Origin of the sequence: Massilia sp. Se16.2.3, from assembly GCF_014171595.1 — a bacterium.
Taxonomy (GTDB): domain Bacteria; phylum Pseudomonadota; class Gammaproteobacteria; order Burkholderiales; family Burkholderiaceae_D; genus Telluria.
In genome coordinates this window covers 4,626,788-4,644,636 of the sequence record NZ_CP050451.1, presented here as the reverse complement: position 1 = coordinate 4,644,636, position 17,849 = coordinate 4,626,788, and the positions used below count along the sequence as shown (strand labels likewise).

Below are 17,849 nucleotides of genomic sequence, written 5' to 3'. Positions count from 1 at the left end.
CGAATGACCATGAAACCCATCAGAGTTGGCCTCCTCGGCATCGGCACCGTCGGTGCGGGCACCTTCAACGTCCTGCAGCGCAACGGCGAAGACATCCGCCGCCGTGCCGGCCGCGGCATCGAGATCCGCATGGTTGCCGCCCGCAACGTCGAGCGCGCCGCGCGCATCACCGGCGGCAGCTGCCAGGTCGTGGACGACCCCTATCTCGTCGTCGATAGCCCCGACATCGACATCGTCGTCGAGCTGATCGGCGGCTACGAGCTGCCGCGCGAGCTGGTGCTGCGCGCCATCGCCAACGGCAAGCACGTGGTGACCGCCAACAAGGCGCTGCTGGCCTTGCACGGCAACGAGATTTTCGCCGCCGCTCAGGAGAAGGGCGTGATGGTGGCCTTCGAGGCGGCCGTGGCCGGCGGCGTACCGATCATCAAGGCGCTGCGCGAAGGCTTGAGCGCGAACCGCATCGAATCGGTGGCCGGCATCATCAACGGCACGACCAACTTCATCCTGTCCGAGATGCGCGACAAGGGCCTGGACTTCGATACGGTATTGAAGCAGGCCCAGGACCTGGGCTACGCCGAACTCGACCCGACCTTCGACATCGAGGGCGTGGACGCGGCCCACAAGCTGACCATCATGTCGGCGATCGCCTTCGGCATTCCGGTGCAGTTCGACAAGGCCCACGTCGAGGGCATCAGCCAGCTGCAGGCGGACGACATTCGCTACGCGGAAGAGCTCGGCTACCGCATCAAGCTGCTCGGCATCACGCGCCGGGCGAAGGTCGACGGCGTCGAGGGCATCGAGCTGCGCGTGCACCCGACCCTGATCCCGGCCAAGCGCCTGATCGCCAACGTCGAAGGCGCGATGAACGCGGTGCTGGTCGAGGCCGATGCCGTCGGTTCCACCCTCTACTATGGCAAGGGTGCGGGTTCCGAACCGACCGCATCAAGCGTGATCGCCGACCTGGTGGACGTGACGCGCCTGGCCACGGTCGACCCGTATTGCCGCGTGCCGCACCTGGCCTTCCAGCCGAACGAGATGACCGACGTGGCGATCCTGCCGATGTCGGACATCACGACCAGCTACTACCTGCGCGTGTACGTCAACGACCAGCTCGGCGTTATGGCCGACCTGACCCGGATCCTGGCCGATGCCGGTATTTCGATCGACGCCGTGCTGCAAAAAGGCACGCGTGGCGACGCCCGCACCGACATCATCATGATCACGCACGAGACGCGCGAGAAGAACGTCATCGCCGCCATCGAACGGATCGAGGCGCTGGCGTCCGTCGTCGGCAAGGTAACCCGGATCAGGCTGGAAACGCTGAGCTAAGGCAGGGCGCTCAGCAGGAATAGCCCGAGCCCGGCGGGGGACTACCGCCGATCAGGAAGTCGATTTCGAACTCGTCGACGATGGCGCCAGTCAAGGCGCCGTCGTCGAGCGAAGCGGTGGTGAGATCGAGCAGCGCGTGTTCGATGTCGTCGTACAGCGCGTCAGGCGCGCCGAGCTGGATAGTGTGGAGGATGGGCGAATTCATCCGAGCATTCTACTCACGCTGCAGTGCACAATAAACGGCGCCGGCCGTCTCCTTTGTGCGTGGTCAAACGGGTTTCCAAAGCGAATCAACAGTCCGGTTCTGCCGATCCTGCACGCGCCTTCCCTGGCCCGAGGTGCCCTTGAAGGGGCCAAGGGGCGGTACTTCGGGTGCAGTGTTGCGCGCCGATGATGTTTGTTGGCAATATCGATTGTGCCACCCCGGGTGCTGTTGTAGATTATCCATCTCTTCATTTCCAGCCCATCGCATGAGCCAGTCGAGCCAGTTTTCCCTGCTGTCCCAGCGTCGATTCGCGCCGTTTTTCTGGACCCAGTTCCTCGGCGCCTTCAACGACAACCTGTTCAAGACGGCCCTGCTGGTGGCGCTCACCTATGACGCGCTGTCCTGGACCACGCTCGATCCGGGTTTACTCAACAACCTGATCCCGGGCCTGTTCATCCTGCCTTATGTGCTGTTTTCCGCCACGGCCGGCCAGATCGCCGACAAGGTCGAGAAGGGCAGGCTGGCGCGCTTCGTCAAGCTGCTGGAAGTGGCGATCATGCTCGTTGCCGGCATCGGCTGGCTGACCCATACCTTGTGGCTCTTGATCGCGGCTGTGGTCGGCATGGGCGTCCATTCGACCCTGTTCGGTCCCGTGAAGTACGCCTACCTGCCCCAGCACCTGAAGCAGGAAGAACTGGTCGGCGGCAATGGCGTCATCGAGATGGGCACCTTTGTCGGCATCCTGCTGGGCGAGGTGGCCGGCGCCGTGCTGGTGGCGCACAAGCCATTCGGCATCGAACTGGTGGCAGCGGCCAGTCTGTTCATGGCGCTGTTGGGCCTGGCGGCAAGCTGGCGCATCCCGGCTTCGCCGGCACCAGCGCCGGAACTGCGCGTTGCCCCGAATTTTGCGGCCGAATCGGTGCGCAACCTGCGTTTCTCGAGCAAGAACCGCACGGTCTTCCTGTCGATGCTGGGCAATTCCTGGTTCTGGTTCTACGGCGCCCTGATGCTGTCGCAATTTCCGGTGTATGCCAAGGATTACCTGCACGGCGACCACAGCGTCTTCGTCATGCTGCTGACGGTGTTCTCGCTCGGCATCGGCGTGGGCTCGCTGCTGTGCGAGAAGCTCTCGGGCCGCAAGGTCGAGATCGGGCTGGTGCCCTTTGGCTCGATCGGCCTGTCGGTGTTCGGCATCGACCTGTATTTCGCGAGCCAGGCCTACGCCAACACGGCAACTGTCGACGCCTTCGCGCTGCTGGCCTTGCCGGGCACGCTGCGCATCGTTGCCGACCTGGTGCTGATCGGCGTCTTCGGCGGCTTCTTCATCGTGCCGCTGTTCGCGTTGATCCAGACCCGCTGCGACCCGAAGCACGTCTCGCGCACGATCGCCGGCATGAATATCCTCAACGCCTTGTTCATGGTGGCTGCCGCAGGCGTCGCCATCCTGCTGCTGGGGCAGGGCTTCACGATTCCGCAAATGTTCCTGGTCACCGCCCTGCTGAACGCGGTGGTGGCCGTCTACATCTTCTCGCTGGTACCGGAATTCCTGATGCGCTTCCTGGCCTGGCTGCTGATCCACACGATTCACCGCGTGCATACCGTCGATGTCGAGCACATTCCCGACGAGGGCCCGGCGGTGCTGGTGTGCAACCACGTCAGCTACGTCGACGCCATCGTGATCGGCGCGGCCAGCCCCCGGCCTATCCGTTTCGTGATGGACCACCGCATCTTCAAGATGCCGCTGCTCGGCTGGATTTTCCGCACCGCCAAGGCGATCCCAATCGCACCGGCCAAGGAAGATCCGTTCATGATGGAGCGTGCCTTCATCGATATCGCCGAGGCGCTGCACCAGGGTGACCTGGTCTGCATTTTCCCGGAAGGCAAGCTGACCTCCACGGGCGAGATGAGCGAGTTCCGCGGCGGCATCGCCAAGATCGTCGAGCGCAACAAGGTGCCCGTGATCCCGATGGCGCTGCGCGGCCTGTGGGGCAGCGTGTTCACCCGCGATCCGGGCAACCTGTTCGAGCGCTCATTCTCGCGCGGCCTGCGCTCGAAGCTGGCACTGGCGGTGGGTCTGCCGGTGCCGCCGCAGCAGGCAACGCCGGAATACCTGTACGAGCAGGTAAAGGTGTTGCGGGGCGAGTGGAAATAGGCGAGATTGGGGAAGGCAGGCCGCCGAGCCCGCCTTCCTCTACGCGGGGAACGGTTCTGGCTTGATTTTGATCGCGGGCATGAGGGAAACTTGCCTGAGGGACCATAAAAACCTGAGAAAAAATTTCTGCCTCAGGTATAATTGCTGGCTAGTCGGGGCGTAGCGCAGCCTGGTAGCGTACTTGCATGGGGTGCAAGGGGTCGGAGGTTCGAATCCTCTCGCCCCGACCAACAGAATCATCGGATAGGCCAGCTCTCGAGCTGGCCTTTTTCGTTTGGGCGCGCGGCGCCCGCCCAGTCTGCCGCCAGGTCCGCGGACCGTCCTTTATTGCGCTTGTTAAAGAAAGTTCCCGATACTCATCAGTTTTCCCTCCTGAGTGCGATCCAGCGCAAGGATCGGTGCCGCGGCCGGCTTGTTTGGCACAGCCGGGCTCGCTAGATTGGTGCCTGCTGTCGCAGACCGCGCCCGCGGCGCTGGCGGCATCCAACTCGAGGAGCCTCAAGATGAAGACGATGTTGCTGTCCTTGTCCGAACTGCTACGCCCGCGCAGCGAATCGCTGGCGGCACTGCGGCGGACGCGCCGTGCGCTACTGGCGGCGGGCGCAATTGCCCTGTCGAGCCTTGCCACGGCGCCGAACGTGGTGCGGGCCGAGTCCCGGGACCCCAGCCAGCAGTGGGTCGGCACCGGGGGACCGCCCCGGCAGGCCCGCCGCTGCCGGCGCAGACGCAGACCTTCAACGACCAGACCCTGCGCCTGATCGTCCACACCAGCATTGGCGGCAGCCAGGTGCGCATCCGCGTGTCGAACGAACACGGCGCGACGCCGCTGCGGATCGGTGCGGTCCCATATCGCGCGCCGCAGTACCGGCGCCGGGGCCGGTGCGCAGATCGTTGCCGGCACCGACCGCGTGCTGACCTTCAGCGGCTCGCCATCGATCACGATTCCCGCCGGGGCACCGGTGCTATCCGACCCGGTCGACCTGGACGTGCCGGCCTTGTCCGACCTGGCCGTGAGCCTGTACCTGCCTGGACAGGTGCAGGCCACCACCATCCACGGTTCCGCCTTCCAGACCAATTATGTTTCGCTGCCGGGTAACTTCACCGACGCCGAAACGCTGCCGACCCAGCGGACCACCACGTCCTGGCCCTTCCTGACGGAAGTGGACGTCAGCGCGCCCGGGGCCGGTGCCATCGTCGCGCTCGGCGACTCGATTACCGACGGCGCCGTCACCACCGTCGACGCCAACCGCCGCTGGCCCGACCTGCTGGCGCTGCGCCTGCAGACAACGCGCGACCAGGCCGGTGCCCGGGCTGTCGCCGCGCTGCGCGCCCCTGAACGGCCGTCTCGGCATCGTCAACCGCGGCATCGGCGGCAACCGCCTGCTGCGCGATCCGGGCGAGCAGCCGTTGTTCGGCCGCGCTGCACTGGCACGCTTCGACCGCGACGTCCTGGCGACTGCCGGCTTGCGCTACCTGATCGTCCTGATCGGCATCAACGACATCGGCCACCCGGGCACCGGTACCATTCCGGCGAGCGAAGCGGTCAGCGCGCAAGACCTGATCGCCGGCTATCGCCAGTTGATCGCGCGTGCCCATGCCAAGGGCATTCCTGTCTACGGCGCGACCTTGACGCCCTTTGAAGGCACTGTGTTCCCGGGGTATTACACACCCGAGAAGGAAACGGTGCGCCAGGCGGTGAACAACTGGATCCGGAGCAGCGACGAATTCGATGCCGTCATCGATTTCGAGCGCGTGGTGCGCGATCCGGCCCACCCGACGCGGATGCTGCCGGCCTACGACAGCGGCGACCACCTGCATCCGAACGACCTCGGCATGCAGGCAATGGCGAATGCGATTCCGCTCGACTTGTTCCGCGGCGCTGTCGCGTCAAGCGCACCCGCTGCGGCGAAGCAGGGCAAGTAAGCGGGCCACGGCGACAGGCCGCGTGAAGCAGGTCGGCTACCGGGGGCGCTGGTCCCGGTAGCCGTGCCCCGGCGGCTTCGCCGTGATTTGCCGTCGCGTCTCCATGCCGGGCTCAGCCGAGGGCTGGTTCCCGGATACGATAAGGCTCCGTCTGTTCCAGCAGGCTGCACACGGCCTCGGCCACCGGGGCGGGCGCCAGCTTTTCCATGCAGTCGTGGTGGCCCCGGGGCAGACGCTGCGGTGGCAGTAGCGGCAGTCGACGTCGTGGTTGAGCACCCGGTTCGGCACCCGCCAGGGCGTGTGCTGGGGATTGGTCAGCGCGTACAAGTCGACCACCGGGGTGCCCACGGCGGCGGCGATGTGGGCCGGCCCCGTGTTGTTGCTCACGACCAGCGAGGCCTGCGCCAGCAGGGCACCGAGTTCGCCCAGTGCAGGCGGCCAGCAAAGGAGTAGACACGTGCGCCGGCCGGGCGCGCGATGCCTTCGATGAGTTCCAGTTCGTGCGCGCCACCGGTCAGTACCAGTGGGCAGCCGATGCGTTCCTGCAGCTCGTGCAGCAGCGTGCTCCAGTGGCGCTGCGGATAGCGCCGCGCCGGCGCGCTGGCGCCCGGGTGCAAAGCGAACCAGCGTCCGGCCGGGTCGATGCCGGCTGCGCGCAGTTGCGCATGCACCTTAGCCACATCCTCGCGCTTCGGCGTGAATGCCAGCCGTTCGTCGGCGGTCTCGGCACCGAGGTGGCGTACCAGGTCGAGCTGGCGCTGCACTTCGTGGCGCACCAGCGTACCCGGTTCCGGGTCGCTGATCCCATCGGTCAGCAGCTGGTAGGGTTTTTCGCGGTAGTAGGCCGCGCGCAGGGGAATGCCGGCCAGCTGGCACAGCAGTGCCGCGGGGAGGGCGTTCTGGCTGTAGCAGGTGAAGATCACGGCGCCGTCGAAACGCTGTGCCGCCAGTGCCTCGACAAGCGCGAGGTGATGCTCCCGAGTCTCCGGCGCGCTGCTCTTCATCCACGGCGCCTCGTAGGCAAGGACGGTGTCGACGTCGGCCAGATAGGGGGCCAGCGCCGCTCCCGATGGCGAGGTCAGCAGGGTAAGCCTGCGTCCTGGATATTGCGCGCGCAGGGCGCGCAGTGCCGGCGTGCACATCAGCACATCGCCAAGCGAGTCGAGCCGGACGCACAGCAGGTGCCGCGCGGTGTGCCATGGCGTCGTCATCTTGTCCTCGCGCCGTCGAGCCTGACGCTATCGAACGCGATGTCGTCGGGCGCCACGCCATCGAACCCCGGGGCATCGGGCCCGATGACGTGGATTGCCGTGCTGTCGAGTGCCATGCAGCCGGTCCCGATGCTGGCGAGTACTGCGCTGTCGGCCATCAGTCAGGCTCCATGGTGGCTGGCGATCAGGACAGCCGCGGCGTACAGGTCGGGCGCCATCCGGGTCGGGACGCGGCGCGGTCCCAGCCGCCATTCGGTTTCGTTGCCGTTGTCGAGCAGGACCGTGCGGCAGCCGGCGCGGTTGCCGGCCTCGACGTCATGGAGGATGTCGCCGATCATCCAGGATGCGCGCAGGTCGATGTCATGCAGGGCGGCTGCCTTCAGCAACAGGCCCGGCAAGGGCTTGCGGCAATGGCACTCGACCGCATACGGCGCCACGGTGCCGCCCGGATGGTGGGGACAGTAATAGAAACCGTCGAGCGTCAGGTTTTCCCGGAACAGCAGGTCCGTCAGGCGGTCGCCGACGGCCACCATCGCCTCTTCCGGAAAGCGGCCCTCGGCAATGCCGGACTGGTTGCTGACGACAAAGAAACGATAGTCGAGCCGTGCCAGCAGGCGCAGGGCCGGGCCGGCTCCGCTGCTCAGGCGAATGCGGCGCGGCTCGACGTTATAGGGCAGGTTGTCGACGAGCGTGCCGTCCTTGTCGAGAAAGATGGCCTTCATGTCAGGGCCAGGAAGTTTCGCGCATCGGCAGCACGGTCAGTTCCGGGATCACGGTCTCGGGCGGCATGGCGAGCACTGCCAGGATGGCCTGGGCGACATGAACGGGGTCCTGCAGCGCCGACGGATCGAGTTCGGGAAAGCGCTCGAGCAGGAAAGGCGTGCGCATGCCGCCGGCGATGACGGCGGTGACCTTAATGTTGTGGGGACGCAGTTCGGCATGCAGCGCATGCGACAGCCCGAGCAGGCCCCACTTGCTGGCATGGTAGGCAGAGGCATTCGGCCAGGCGCGCTTGGCGGCGGTCGAGGCGACATTGACGATGTGGCCGCCACCCTGTGCGCGCATGTGGGCGCTGGCATGCTTGGCCAGCAGGAAGGGGCCGTTCAGGTTGGTGTCGATGACGCGCAGCCAGTCTTCCTCGGACAGCTCGGCGATCGGCAGGGTGACATCGGTGCCGGCATTGTTGACGAGGATGTCGAGGCGGCCCATGGTGTCGACCGCTTCCGTGATGGCACGCCGCGCCGCTTCAGGGTCGGCGACGTCGAAGCCGATCGTGTGTACGCGCGCTCCGGCCTGGCGCAGGCGCTCGGTGCTGGCGTCGAGTTGCGCCGGGCGGATGTCGGTGGCGACGACGGCGGCGCCGGCCGCGGCCAGCACGGTGGCCAGCGCTGCGCCGAGTCCGCTGGCGGCCCCGGTGATGAAGGCGGTCTTGCCTTGCAGCGTGTGACCGGCGGCGACGGCGTCCTGCGTCGGCTGCGTCGGCTGCGTTTGGCGAAGGTCTTGCGTCGATCCCATGGTGGCTCCTAGAGGGTGGGAAGGCTGGTTGGGGTAGCTGCGCGGTATTCGGCGAGTACCGCCGCGTAGATGGCGGCGGCCTGCTGGGCGACCGAGCGCCAGGTGTAGTGCCGGTAGGCGCGGCGCAGGCCTTCTTCGCCCATCCGGTTGGCGAGCGGCGGATCGGCGGCGAGCAGGGCAAGCCGTTCGGCCAGGGCGCGCGGGTCGCGCGACGGGATCAGGAAGCCGGTCACGCCGTCGACCACGGTGCTCTTGATGCCGCCTACTTCGGAACCGATCACGGGGCGGGCGCAGGCCATCGCCTCGACCGGGGTGATGCCGAAAGGCTCGTACCGTGGCGTGGTGACGAAGGCGTTGGCGGCGCTGTAGTAGTAGCGCAGGGCGTCGCGCGGCTGCTGTCCGACAAAGCGCACCTGCTCCTCCACGCCGAGCTGCTGCGCCAGCGCGCGCAGGCGCGCCAGTTCGGGGTCGCTCGCGGCGCCCGGCTGGCCATGTTCGCCGCCGACCACGAGCAGCTCGGCGTCGACATGGTGGCGCTCGCGCAGCATTGCCAGTCCCTCGGATCACGGTGTCGACACCCTTGCGCGGCACCATGCGGCCGAGCTGCAGGACGATGAAACGATCGGGCGGCAGGCCGAGACGCCCACGGGCCTGGGCCTGGGGCACCGGCCACAATTCTTCGGGGTCGAATCCGCAGGGTGCGATGGTGATGCGTGCCGGCGTTGCGCCGTAGAGCTGCTCCATGTCGAGGCGGTCCTGGGTGCACTCGGCGATGATGCGGTCCGCCTGGCGCATCAGGGCGCTTTCGATGCGTGCACGCGCCGGAGGAAAGGCGTCGGCCGCGCCTTGTGCCAGGCGCCTGACCTGGCCGAGCGCATGGAAAGTGATCACGAAGGGAATCCCGAGCTCCTGCTTCAGGTGCTGGGCCACCATGCCTGACATGAAAAAGTTCGCATGCACGATGTCGTAGGGGGCTTGCTGGCGGCGCGCGAAGCGGGCGACAAAGCGGGCGAACTGCGGAATGTAGGGCAGCATCTGCTCCTTCGGCACATGCTGTGGCGGTCCGGCAGGTACATGGATGACGCGAATGTTGTCGGACAGCGCAACCAGCCGTTTTTGCGCCGGCGCGTCGCGCCGGGTGAAGACGTCGACGAGATAGCCGGCCAGCGCCAGTTCGCGCGCCAGGTTGGCCACGTAGACGTTCTGGCCGCCGCAATCGACGCTGCCGGGCGCCGCCAGTGGCGAGGCGTGGTCGCTGACGAGGGCAATGCGGCGCAGGACGCCGCCGACCGGGTGAACGGGGTGTTCGTTCAGTTTCATGGGCGCTCCCGGCTGGCCACCATGGCAGGCGCCATGTGGCCTGTGACATGGCGCAGCGCGGCATCCCAGTCGGCGCTGAAGCGGTCGATCGAGAATCGCTCCCGGGCACGGCGTCGCGCGGCCTGGCCGAGGTCGCGCGCCAGCGACGGACTGCGCAGCAATTCGCGCATGCAGTCGACCAGCCGTTCGACGCGGGTATCGGCAAAGCCGTTGGCGCCGTCGTCGATGACGGTGGCCATTTCGGCCGTCGCCAGCGCGACCACGGGCATGCCCACCATCATCGCCTCGATCACGGCCAGGCCCAGGCTGGAATAGCGGATGGGGCTGAACAGGAAACGGTAGCGCGCGGCGAAGGCGGGCAGCTGCGCATGCTGCACTTCGCCGATGCCGCCCAGCTCCTCGGCGGTCATGCCGATCAGGTCGAGCGGTACCTGCTCGCGCGCAGCGAGGAAGAGATCCGGACCCATGCGCCGGCCGCGGCGCCCGAGATGGTTACTGATGACGAGGCCGCGATCGAGCCCACCGAGGTAGCGCACGCCATCGGGAATCAGGACCCCGTGTTCGATGACGCGCGTCGGCGTGCGCCGGTTGTCCCACATCAGGCAATTGAATGGCGTGACGTGCACCAGCAGCACGTTCGGGTCGTCGACCAGGTGGGGCGTGTCGGTCGGATGCGCGCGTGGCGGATCGTGCTCGAGATAGATGCGCGGCAGCGCGCGCTGGGCCGGCGTCAGCCAGGCGTACTGGTCGTGCTCCCATTGATGGTCGTCCTGGAACAGGATGCAGTCGAATTCCATGTCGCGCGCAGCGTCGACGGGCAGGTCATGCACGTTGTCGCCCCAGGGAATATGCCCGCAGCGTCCGCCGTAGCCTGGGGGACGGCCGGGCTTGGACAGGACGAAGAATTCGTGCGGCGTCTGCGACAGGTAGTACAGGTAGCTGCCGTGGGTGTGCCAGGTCAGGACATTGAGTCGGCGCATGGGAGCCTCAGGTGAAACGGACGCGGTAGCGGATGGCGCCGGCAAGGCGCCAGAACACCGCCAGTGGGGGAAGCAGCGCCGAGGTGACGACGATCTCGGCGACATGGGTGGCGCCGCGGGTATGGCCGTGCAGGCGGCGCCGGCACAGGCGCGCCGTCAACCCCAGCCAGGCCAGGCCGGCGAGGATCGCGATGGCGTCATGCCGGAACAGAAAGGCGCCAAGTGTGACGAGCAGGGGCGGCGGTGGCGAGGTAGTCGTCCCATGGCGGGGCCGCGCCGATGTGGGCACGGTACAGGTGTGGATGCTTCTTGTAGAGCAGCGCGTCGAACACCGCGCGCCGTGCCTGCCCCAGGCTTTCGCCCCAGCGCGGGGGCAGCACGGGCTGTACCACCCGTGCCTGCGGCGCGTGTACGATGCGGGCATGGACGTCCAGCAGGCGGAAGTGCAGGTCGGCATCGTCGTGGCAGGCTTCCGAGAAGCGCTCGTCGAATCCGTCAAGTGCTTCGAGCACGCTCTTGCGGCAGAAACAGTTCGCCGGGCACAGCGTGGGCGGGGTGACGGACGGCTGCGCCGGAGCCGCTCCATGACGCGCCGCCGACTGGGGCGCGTCGACGCCGCCGCACAGGACGTCGACGTCGTCGCTGAACAGGTCGAGCGCTTCGGCCAGCCAGGCACCCGAGGGAACGGCGTCGTCGCCGGTAAAGGCGACGACCGGCGCCTGGGCCGCGCGCCAGCCGAGGTTGCGGGGGCGGCGGCAAGCCCGTGGGTCCCGGCGTTGGCCAGATAGACCAGGCGCGGGCCGCGCTCGAGCGTGCGTGCGCGCCAGCCAGCCACGAGGTGCAGGGTGTTGTGGTTCGGCTCGTCGTCGACGACGATGACCTCGTAAGCGCCGGGCGCGAGCGTCTGGCGGGTGAGCGCATCGAGGCAGCGGTCGAGCAGGTCCATGCGGCCGCAGGTGGGCACCACGACCGAGACGCGGATGGTGCCGCTGGTTGTCGCAGAAGTCGTTCTGGTCATGCTCCTCTCCACTAAGAGCGGCCGGCAAAACCGCCATCGCCGCGTTGCAGCTCCTTGCCGTACCCGTCGTACTGTCTTCGTCGCCGCCTTGCCATAGCGGTTTTGCCAGACGCTTTGAATTACTCCCCTGGAACCATGTCCTCGTCCATCCGCTGCTGCAGCAGCCACAACCTCGCGTACAAGCCCTTGCGGCGCAGCAGCTCGGTGTGGTTGCCGGTTTCGACGATGCGGCCGCGCTCCATGACGACGATGAGGTGGGCGTTGACGATCGTCGAGAGCCGGTGCGCGATGATGAGAGTGGTTCGATTGCGCGACAAACGGTCGAGTTCCTGCGTGATCGCGTGCTCTGAATCTGAATCAAGTGCAGACGTCGCTTCGTCGAAAATCAGGATGGGCGGATTTTTCAGGATGGCGCGGGCAATCGCAATGCGCTGCTTCTCACCGCCCGAGATGTTCACGCCGCGCTCGCCCACGGGGGTGTCGTACTCCTGCGGCAGGGCGGCGATCAGCTCGTGCAGCTGGGCGGCGCGGCAGGCCAAGACGACTTCCTCGCGCGTGCTGCCGATGCGCCCGTAGGCGATGTTGTTGCCGAGCGTGTCGTTGAACAGGGCGGTGTCCTGCGGCACCACGCCGATCGCTGCGCGCAGGCTGGCCGCCGTGACGCCGCGGATGTCCTGGCCGTCGATGAGGATGCGCCCGCTGGACGGTTCGTAATAGCGCAGCAGCAGGCGCGCCAGGGTCGACTTGCCCGAGCCGCTGCGCCCGACCACGGCCAGCGTGGTGCCGGCCGGAATGCGCAGGTTGAGATCGACCAGAACCGGGCGCTCGGGTTCGTAGTGAAAGCTCAGGTGGTCGAACACGACTTCACCGGGGCCGGCGCGTAGCGGCGGCGCCCTGTGGCGCATCCCGGATTTCCGGCCGCTCGCGCAGCAGTTCGAACAGGCGCTCGGCGTTGACCCAGGCGTCGCGCGCCTCGCGGTAGACGAAGCCGAGGGCATTCAGGGGCAGGCAGACCTGCAGCGCATAGGCATTGATCAGGACGAGGTCGCCCACGCTCATGCGGCCCGCCAGCACGGCCTGGCCGGCCAGCAGCATGATGGCGGCGACGCCCACGGCGATGATCGCGCTCTGGCCCACGTGCAGCGTGAACAGGGCGCGCTGGTTGCCGATGCCGGCGCCGCGCCAGTCGTCCATGATGGCAGCGAAGCGGCCCGCCTCGAAGGCTTCGTTGCCGAAATTCCTGACGGTTTCGTAGTTGATCAGGCTATCGGCCAGCTGCCCCTTGGCGCGCGAATCGAGCTTGTTGACGCGGCGCTGGTAGACGACGCGGCGCGCGGTGAAGACCAGCGTGAAGCCGGTGTAGACGAGGAAGGTGACGAGGATGATGGCGGCGAAGCCGGCCTCGTAGCGGCTGAGCATGATGGCCAGCACGAGGATGATCTCGACCAGGGTGGGGACGATCGTGAACAGTCCGACGCCGAGCAGGAAGGCGATGCCGCCCGTGCCGCGGTCGATGTCGGGCAGCAAGCTGCCGAGCTTGCGCCGCGCATGGAAGCGCGGGCCGAGCGCATGCAGGTGGCGGAAGGTCTTCTGGGCGTAGGCGGAGACGGCGCCGAGCGTGACGCGTACGAACAGCAGGTCGCGCCACTCGTTGAACAGCGTTGCCGAAAAGCGCAGTACGGCATAGCCCGCAAGCAGGTAAACGGGCAAATGCAGCGGCATGGCGCCAGCGGGAAAGGCATCGATGATGCGCTTGAGCAGCAGCGGCACCGCCACGGTGGCGAGTTTCGCCAGCAACAGCAGGCCGACGGCGGCGGCAATGCGTGGACGGTGCCGGGCCAGCACCTGCCAGAGTTCGGTGCTGATGCGTGTTTGCCCATTGTTGCCGGTAGCGCCCGCCATTGACCGATCCTCGAAGACGATGGTCGTTGGACAGGTATGGAACGCCTGGGTTACATCCCCTAGCTGTGCTGGGTCAAGTACGGCTCAGTTTTTTTCGGGAACCCGCCAGGCAGTGCCACGACAAGCGCGCGCGCCGTCGCCGGTATCGCGACGGGACATTGCATTGAATGAGAAGGATCAGTCCTACGGCGGAGCGCGCGGAATTGCTGCAGCCGGTACGCACGGGATGCACCGGCCGCAGCCCGGCAGGGCGCACTGGCGCGCCGGCAACATGTGCCGTGCGCGCCCGCCACGCCCTGGTCAGCCGCGCGAAAAACCGGTGTCGTCGTCCATCTTGCGGTCGCCAGCCAGGCGGTTGGCACCGGCCGGGCTCTTCGGATAGCCACCAGCGGCGTCGTTCGAATCGTGCACGCCGGGCTGGTCCTGCTGGGCGCCGGCACCGGCGCGCCAGCCCGGATCATCGCCGCGCGAACCGGTGTTGCCCGGGCTGCGCGGCAGGCCGCCGGCCATGTCGTTCGATTCGTGCACGATGTCTTCGTCTGCGCGCGCAGCGGACGCATCGCGCCAGCCGCCGTTCGCGTTCTGCGGGTCGTTGTTGCCGGGGCTGGCCGGCATGCCGCGTCCCTCGTTCGATTCGCGCACGGCATTCGGTTCCTGCTGCAGGCTGGTGCCCGGATCGTGCGGCTGGCGTCCCGTGGTACCGGTCTCGCGTCCGCCGGCACCTGTCTGCGAGCCGCCGCGGTCGGTGCTCGATGTGGCACCCGCGGCGCCCGGACCTCCCGTCATGCCGGCGCTGCCCGTGCCGCTGCTGTACCCGCCGCGCTGCTGCGACTGGCCGCTGGTATCGGACTGCATCGACATGCCCACGCCATGATGGTGGCCGAGCGAGCCGCCCTGCAGTTCAGGCTGGCGCGCGTCCTGGGGATTCATGCGGTTGGTGGCATCGGTATGGCCTGCGCGTTCGCCTTGCAGATCGAGGAGCGAGGTGCCGGTGCCGGCGGGACGGCGGCCTACCGGCTGCTCCAGCTGGCCATAGGCAGACGAATGCTGTTCCATCTGGCGCTGGTGGCTGTCGGTAATCCCCTGGACCGGGCCGCTGCCGCCGTTCTGCTGCGACTGCATCGAGCCGCCGGGTATTTCCCAATGCTCGCCCCGGCCCGCCGCGTCCGGCCCCATGCCGCTCTGCTGGGTGCCCATCTGGTCGACGCCCTGGTGGCCCTGCTGCTGCGATGCGCCTTGGGGATAGGTGTGGTCGAGCGGGGCGTCCGGTGCGGTCTTGCCCTTGGCGTTCTTGTTCCACTTTTCGTTGGCGCCGTTATTCGTCTGGTTATTCATTTCGCTGCGTTGGTTCGCGTCCATGTCTGTTCCTTTCAAAAACGATTTCGCGGGCGGGCTATTGCTTGAAGCCTGATCTTTGCCCCATGATTCCACCATGATGCGCGCGCACGTGTGGGTTCAGTATAGGAAGACGCAGCGGTAGTGTGTAGGACTAAAACTGATGGGTATATTGATCAGGGGAAGCGCTATTTCACTCATGCATTTTCTTTCGCCTAAAGTCCTACAAAGTCATCTGAAAACGTCCTATACCCTCATCTAATTCGCATGCCTAAGATGAATTCATCCGATCGCTCATCGGCATGAGAGCGGGTGAGTGGAGGGAAAGCCTGCCGCACGACGCGGCGGTTCTACAAGTGAACAGGGAGAACACGATCATGGCTTCGAGTAATCAAGGCAACAAACAAGGCGGCAACCAGTCCAACAGCCAGAGCGCTGGTGGCGGCACCCGCAACCGTGGTTTCGCATCGATGGATCCGCAGCGCCAGCGCGAAATCGCCAGCCAGGGCGGCAAGGCCGCTCACCAGAAAGGCACTGCACACGAATTCACTTCCGAAGAAGCGCGCCGCGCCGGCAGCATGAGCCATGGCAACCGCCAGTCGGCAAACGCAGGCTCGGGCAGCAGCTCGCGCAGCTCGTCGAAAGGCGGCAGCCGCGGCTCGAAAGAGTAAGCGACCACGCGCTTGTGCACCGTCCGCGTGACGGTGCGGCAGGAAAGAAACGGGGAGCCGCGAGCTCCCTGTTTTATTTCCGAACGTACACAAATCGTGCAGGGGATGGGGTAGAATCGCTGCGCCTTTTCAACCAACCCGCAAGGATTATCGTCGTGAAACAAGAGGTCATTCGTCAAGTGAAAAGCCTGGCCATGTCGTGCGACAAGGTCGGCAACTCGCTGCTCGTCAAGTTCTCCAACCAGGGCGCCGCCGACATTGGCCTGCATATTCCGGCAAGTATCGTGTTCTGGCTGCTCAAGCACCTGCCGGTCAACCAGGACCCGACCCTGCAACCGCCGCCGGCACCGCCCGTCATCGCCGAGCAGGACTGGCGCAATCCGGCGAACCGACGCGCGCTCTACCTGAATTGCCGTGAACTGCCGGGCAAGCTGCGCATGGCCTTCACGATGGAGCAGGGCCCCGACGTGGTCGTGATCCTCGACCGCAGCAACGTCGAACTGATGCGCCAGATCCTGGTGCTGTACAGCCGCGAGCTGATCGACCTCGACGCCTGATACCGCGCAGGCCTGGCCGCAGGGTGGCGCCGGCGACCGTGCGGTGCTGCCGTGCAGTTTCGTCGGGCACGGCAAATCCGTTATGATTCTCTTCTTTGTGACCAGGCCAACAAGAGGATCAGCATGCCTATCAAAATCAGCCAGCATTTCGACTCGGGTGCCATCGAGGTCGTGTCCGCACAGAGCGCGCAGCAGATCGATCTGAACCTGCGCCGCGACAACAACGCCGATATCCACCAGTGGTTTCACTTCCGCCTGCAGGGCGCGCGTGGCCAGGCATGCACGATCCGTTTTCTGAATGCCGGCCAGGCCACCTATCCCAAGGGTTTCGAAGGCTACCAGGTCGCGGCCAGCTACGACACCGAGAACTGGTTCCGGGTACCGACCAGCTTTGACGGCCAGGTCATGACGGTCAGGCACACGCCTGAACTCGACAGCATCTATTACGCCTATTTCGAGCCCTACACCTGGGAGCGCCACCTGCGCCTGCTGGGCGAAGTGGCCGAAAATCCGATCGCGCGCGTGCATGACATCGGCACCACGCTCGACGGCCGCGACATGAACCTGGTCGTGATCGGCAACCCGCAGGCGGAGAAGAAGATCTGGGTCATCGCGCGCCAGCACCCGGGCGAAACGATGGCCGAATGGTTCGTCGAAGGCATGATGGATGCGCTGCTCGACGACGCCAATCCGATCGCCAACAAGCTCCTGCAACGCGCCGTCTTCTACATCGTGCCGAACATGAATCCGGACGGCTCCGTGCGCGGCAACCTGCGCACGAATGCCGCCGGTGCCAACCTGAACCGTGAGTGGATGAACCCGACGCCGGAGCGCAGCCCGGAAGTGCTGTGCGTGAAGAACAAGATCCACGAGCTAGGGGTCGACATGTTCTTCGACATCCATGGCGACGAGGCGCTGCCCTACAACTTCGTGGCCGGCAACGAGATGCTGGCCGATTTCACGCCGGAACGCGAGGCGCGCCAGAAAGCCTTTGTCGCGCAGTACATGGCGGCCAGTCCCGACTTCCAGAACGTCCATGGTTATGCTGCCAGCAAGTACAACGAAGAACTGCTGACCCTGGCATCGAAATACATCGGCCACACCTTCAAGTGCCTGTCGCTGACGCTGGAAATGCCGTTCAAGGACAACGCCGATTTGCCCAATCCCTACACGGGCTGGAACGGTGCGCGCAGCGCGGCGCTGGGTGCGGCCATGCTGCAGCCGATCCTGCAATCGCTGGACCAGTAAATGGGCGTCGAGATCGAACGCAAGTTCCTGGTGCGGGGCGAAGCCTGGCGCGACCTGGCCGAGCCCGTGCTGCTGCGCCAGGGCTACCTCAGCGCCGATCCCGAACGCGTGGTGCGCGTGCGCATCGACGGCGAGCGGGCTTTCCTCACGATCAAGGGCAAGAGCCGGGGCGCAACGCGGGGCGAGTGGGAATATCCGATTCCCGTGCCGGAAGCGGCTGAACTGCTCGATGGCCTGTGCCAGCAGCCTCTGGTCGAAAAATACCGCCGCCGCCTCCGCGTTGGTGCCCATACCTGGGAAGTCGACGAGTTTCTTGGCGTGAACGCGGGCTTGGTGGTGGCCGAGATCGAACTCGCTTCGGAGAACGAGGCCTTCGAGCAGCCCGACTGGGTCGGCCGCGAAGTGACAAGCGACGCCCGCTACTTCAATTCGAACCTGATACGCCAGCCGTATTCCACCTGGAAGGACCACGCATGACCCTCG

The 17,849-nt window shown here is 66.3% G+C and carries 19 protein-coding genes, 1 tRNA gene and 2 pseudogenes; 8 read left to right on the top strand and 14 right to left on the bottom strand.

Translation table 11 applies throughout. The features are described from left to right. Window positions 1-9 precede the first annotated feature (9 nt). Window positions 10-1,329 (top strand): homoserine dehydrogenase, encoded by a 1,320-nt coding sequence (locus G4G31_RS21240; RefSeq protein ID WP_182989277.1) that lies wholly within the window; start codon window positions 10-12, stop codon window positions 1,327-1,329. Window positions 1,330-1,339: 10 nt separating this feature from the next. Here the strand turns inward: G4G31_RS21240 and G4G31_RS21235 are convergent, their stop codons facing one another. Beyond that, window positions 1,340-1,534 carry a hypothetical protein gene (locus tag G4G31_RS21235; RefSeq protein ID WP_182989276.1) on the bottom strand — a complete coding sequence of 65 codons (195 nt, stop codon included), beginning with the start codon at window positions 1,532-1,534 and terminating at the stop codon, window positions 1,340-1,342. 265 nt (window positions 1,535-1,799) lie between these two features. On the opposite strand from G4G31_RS21235, the gene G4G31_RS21230 reads away from it, so the two are divergent. The 3 genes from G4G31_RS21230 to G4G31_RS24655 all read left to right on the top strand — a co-directional run bounded on the left by G4G31_RS21230 (window position 1,800) and on the right by G4G31_RS24655 (window position 5,609). Beyond that, window positions 1,800-3,686, top strand: a complete 1,887-nt coding sequence (locus G4G31_RS21230) for an MFS transporter (RefSeq protein ID WP_182989275.1) — start codon at window positions 1,800-1,802, stop codon at window positions 3,684-3,686. 153 nt (window positions 3,687-3,839) lie between these two features. Continuing rightward, a tRNA-Pro gene (locus G4G31_RS21225) sits at window positions 3,840-3,916 on the top strand. A 1,072-nt stretch (window positions 3,917-4,988) separates the two neighbouring features. Beyond that, window positions 4,989-5,609, top strand: coding sequence for an SGNH/GDSL hydrolase family protein (locus G4G31_RS24655; protein ID WP_202033666.1), 621 nt, complete (start codon window positions 4,989-4,991; stop codon window positions 5,607-5,609). A 36-nt stretch (window positions 5,610-5,645) separates the two neighbouring features. Here the strand turns inward: G4G31_RS24655 and G4G31_RS29495 are convergent, their stop codons facing one another. The 13 genes and pseudogenes from G4G31_RS29495 to G4G31_RS21175 form a co-directional block, all read right to left on the bottom strand. Beyond that, window positions 5,646-6,038 carry a glycosyltransferase family 9 protein gene (locus G4G31_RS29495; protein WP_374011329.1) on the bottom strand — a complete coding sequence of 131 codons (393 nt, stop codon included), beginning with the start codon at window positions 6,036-6,038 and terminating at the stop codon, window positions 5,646-5,648. After that, window positions 5,993-6,820, bottom strand: a complete 828-nt coding sequence (locus G4G31_RS21215; protein WP_202033665.1) for a glycosyltransferase family 9 protein — start codon at window positions 6,818-6,820, stop codon at window positions 5,993-5,995. The genes G4G31_RS29495 and G4G31_RS21215 overlap by 46 nt, the downstream gene beginning before the upstream one ends. Further along, window positions 6,817-6,978 (bottom strand): hypothetical protein, encoded by a 162-nt coding sequence (locus tag G4G31_RS21210; RefSeq protein WP_182989274.1) that lies wholly within the window; start codon window positions 6,976-6,978, stop codon window positions 6,817-6,819. The genes G4G31_RS21215 and G4G31_RS21210 overlap by 4 nt, the downstream gene beginning before the upstream one ends. A 3-nt stretch (window positions 6,979-6,981) precedes the next feature. Then, window positions 6,982-7,542, bottom strand: coding sequence for an HAD-IIIA family hydrolase (locus tag G4G31_RS21205; protein WP_182989273.1), 561 nt, complete (start codon window positions 7,540-7,542; stop codon window positions 6,982-6,984). Window position 7,543: 1 nt separating this feature from the next. Further along, the gene (locus tag G4G31_RS21200; RefSeq protein WP_182989272.1) at window positions 7,544-8,335 is read right to left on the bottom strand and encodes an SDR family oxidoreductase; all 792 of its coding nucleotides are present in this window, start codon (window positions 8,333-8,335) and stop codon (window positions 7,544-7,546) included. Window positions 8,336-8,343: 8 nt separating this feature from the next. Then, window positions 8,344-8,883, bottom strand: coding sequence for a glycosyltransferase (locus tag G4G31_RS27060; protein ID WP_229425653.1), 540 nt, complete (start codon window positions 8,881-8,883; stop codon window positions 8,344-8,346). Between the two features lie 190 nt (window positions 8,884-9,073). After that, a pseudogene (locus G4G31_RS27055) lies at window positions 9,074-9,655 on the bottom strand (glycosyltransferase); the annotation flags it as partial. Further along, window positions 9,652-10,635: a glycosyltransferase family 4 protein gene (locus G4G31_RS21190; protein ID WP_182989271.1), complete on the bottom strand. Its 984-nt coding sequence runs from the start codon at window positions 10,633-10,635 to the stop codon at window positions 9,652-9,654. The gene G4G31_RS21190 and the pseudogene G4G31_RS27055, both read right to left, overlap by 4 nt. Before the next feature lie 7 nt (window positions 10,636-10,642). Continuing rightward, window positions 10,643-10,795 carry a hypothetical protein gene (locus G4G31_RS27050; protein WP_229425170.1) on the bottom strand — a complete coding sequence of 51 codons (153 nt, stop codon included), beginning with the start codon at window positions 10,793-10,795 and terminating at the stop codon, window positions 10,643-10,645. Between the two features lie 648 nt (window positions 10,796-11,443). Continuing rightward, window positions 11,444-11,581, bottom strand: a pseudogene (locus G4G31_RS29490) (glycosyltransferase); the annotation flags it as partial. A gap of 191 nt (window positions 11,582-11,772) precedes the next feature. Further along, window positions 11,773-12,558, bottom strand: a complete 786-nt coding sequence (locus tag G4G31_RS27045; RefSeq protein ID WP_229425168.1) for an ATP-binding cassette domain-containing protein — start codon at window positions 12,556-12,558, stop codon at window positions 11,773-11,775. Further along, on the bottom strand, window positions 12,518-13,555 hold the full coding sequence (locus G4G31_RS27040) for an ABC transporter transmembrane domain-containing protein (RefSeq protein ID WP_229425167.1): 1,038 nt from the start codon (window positions 13,553-13,555) through the stop codon (window positions 12,518-12,520). The genes G4G31_RS27045 and G4G31_RS27040 overlap by 41 nt, the downstream gene beginning before the upstream one ends. 300 nt (window positions 13,556-13,855) lie before the next feature. After that, window positions 13,856-14,914 carry a hypothetical protein gene (locus tag G4G31_RS21175; protein ID WP_182989269.1) on the bottom strand — a complete coding sequence of 353 codons (1,059 nt, stop codon included), beginning with the start codon at window positions 14,912-14,914 and terminating at the stop codon, window positions 13,856-13,858. A gap of 353 nt (window positions 14,915-15,267) precedes the next feature. On the opposite strand from G4G31_RS21175, the gene G4G31_RS21170 reads away from it, so the two are divergent. The 4 genes from G4G31_RS21170 (at window position 15,268) to G4G31_RS21155 (ending at window position 17,843) form a co-directional block, all read left to right on the top strand. Continuing rightward, window positions 15,268-15,561 (top strand): KGG domain-containing protein, encoded by a 294-nt coding sequence (locus G4G31_RS21170; RefSeq protein WP_182989268.1) that lies wholly within the window; start codon window positions 15,268-15,270, stop codon window positions 15,559-15,561. Window positions 15,562-15,716: 155 nt separating this feature from the next. Next, a complete protein-coding gene (locus G4G31_RS21165) occupies window positions 15,717-16,118 on the top strand; it encodes a hypothetical protein (protein WP_229425166.1) in 402 nt (133 codons plus the stop codon). A 123-nt stretch (window positions 16,119-16,241) separates the two neighbouring features. After that, window positions 16,242-17,366: a carboxypeptidase family protein gene (locus G4G31_RS21160; protein WP_182989267.1), complete on the top strand. Its 1,125-nt coding sequence runs from the start codon at window positions 16,242-16,244 to the stop codon at window positions 17,364-17,366. Further along, on the top strand, window positions 17,367-17,843 hold the full coding sequence (locus G4G31_RS21155; RefSeq protein WP_182989266.1) for a CYTH domain-containing protein: 477 nt from the start codon (window positions 17,367-17,369) through the stop codon (window positions 17,841-17,843). Window positions 17,844-17,849 lie beyond the last annotated feature (6 nt).

Excerpts from the sequence above, each read along its gene's own strand:
- G4G31_RS21215 (WP_202033665.1), bottom strand. The coding sequence starts at position 6,820 with ATGACGACGCCATGGCACACCGCGCGGCACCTGCTGTGCGTCCGGCTC.
- G4G31_RS27060 (WP_229425653.1), bottom strand. The coding sequence starts at position 8,883 with ATGCTGCGCGAGCGCCACCATGTCGACGCCGAGCTGCTCGTGGTCGGC.
- G4G31_RS21200 (WP_182989272.1), bottom strand. The coding sequence starts at position 8,335 with ATGGGATCGACGCAAGACCTTCGCCAAACGCAGCCGACGCAGCCGACG.
- G4G31_RS21235 (WP_182989276.1), bottom strand. The coding sequence starts at position 1,534 with ATGAATTCGCCCATCCTCCACACTATCCAGCTCGGCGCGCCTGACGCG.
- G4G31_RS27040 (WP_229425167.1), bottom strand. The coding sequence starts at position 13,555 with ATGGCGGGCGCTACCGGCAACAATGGGCAAACACGCATCAGCACCGAA.
- G4G31_RS21205 (WP_182989273.1), bottom strand. The coding sequence starts at position 7,542 with ATGAAGGCCATCTTTCTCGACAAGGACGGCACGCTCGTCGACAACCTG.
- G4G31_RS21230 (WP_182989275.1), top strand. The coding sequence starts at position 1,800 with ATGAGCCAGTCGAGCCAGTTTTCCCTGCTGTCCCAGCGTCGATTCGCG.
- G4G31_RS21170 (WP_182989268.1), top strand. The coding sequence starts at position 15,268 with ATGGCTTCGAGTAATCAAGGCAACAAACAAGGCGGCAACCAGTCCAAC.
- G4G31_RS21240 (WP_182989277.1), top strand. The coding sequence starts at position 10 with ATGAAACCCATCAGAGTTGGCCTCCTCGGCATCGGCACCGTCGGTGCG.
- G4G31_RS21160 (WP_182989267.1), top strand. The coding sequence starts at position 16,242 with ATGCCTATCAAAATCAGCCAGCATTTCGACTCGGGTGCCATCGAGGTC.
- G4G31_RS27045 (WP_229425168.1), bottom strand. The coding sequence starts at position 12,558 with ATGCGCCACAGGGCGCCGCCGCTACGCGCCGGCCCCGGTGAAGTCGTG.
- G4G31_RS21155 (WP_182989266.1), top strand. The coding sequence starts at position 17,367 with ATGGGCGTCGAGATCGAACGCAAGTTCCTGGTGCGGGGCGAAGCCTGG.
- G4G31_RS21175 (WP_182989269.1), bottom strand. The coding sequence starts at position 14,914 with ATGGACGCGAACCAACGCAGCGAAATGAATAACCAGACGAATAACGGC.
- G4G31_RS21210 (WP_182989274.1), bottom strand. The coding sequence starts at position 6,978 with ATGGCCGACAGCGCAGTACTCGCCAGCATCGGGACCGGCTGCATGGCA.
- G4G31_RS21190 (WP_182989271.1), bottom strand. The coding sequence starts at position 10,635 with ATGCGCCGACTCAATGTCCTGACCTGGCACACCCACGGCAGCTACCTG.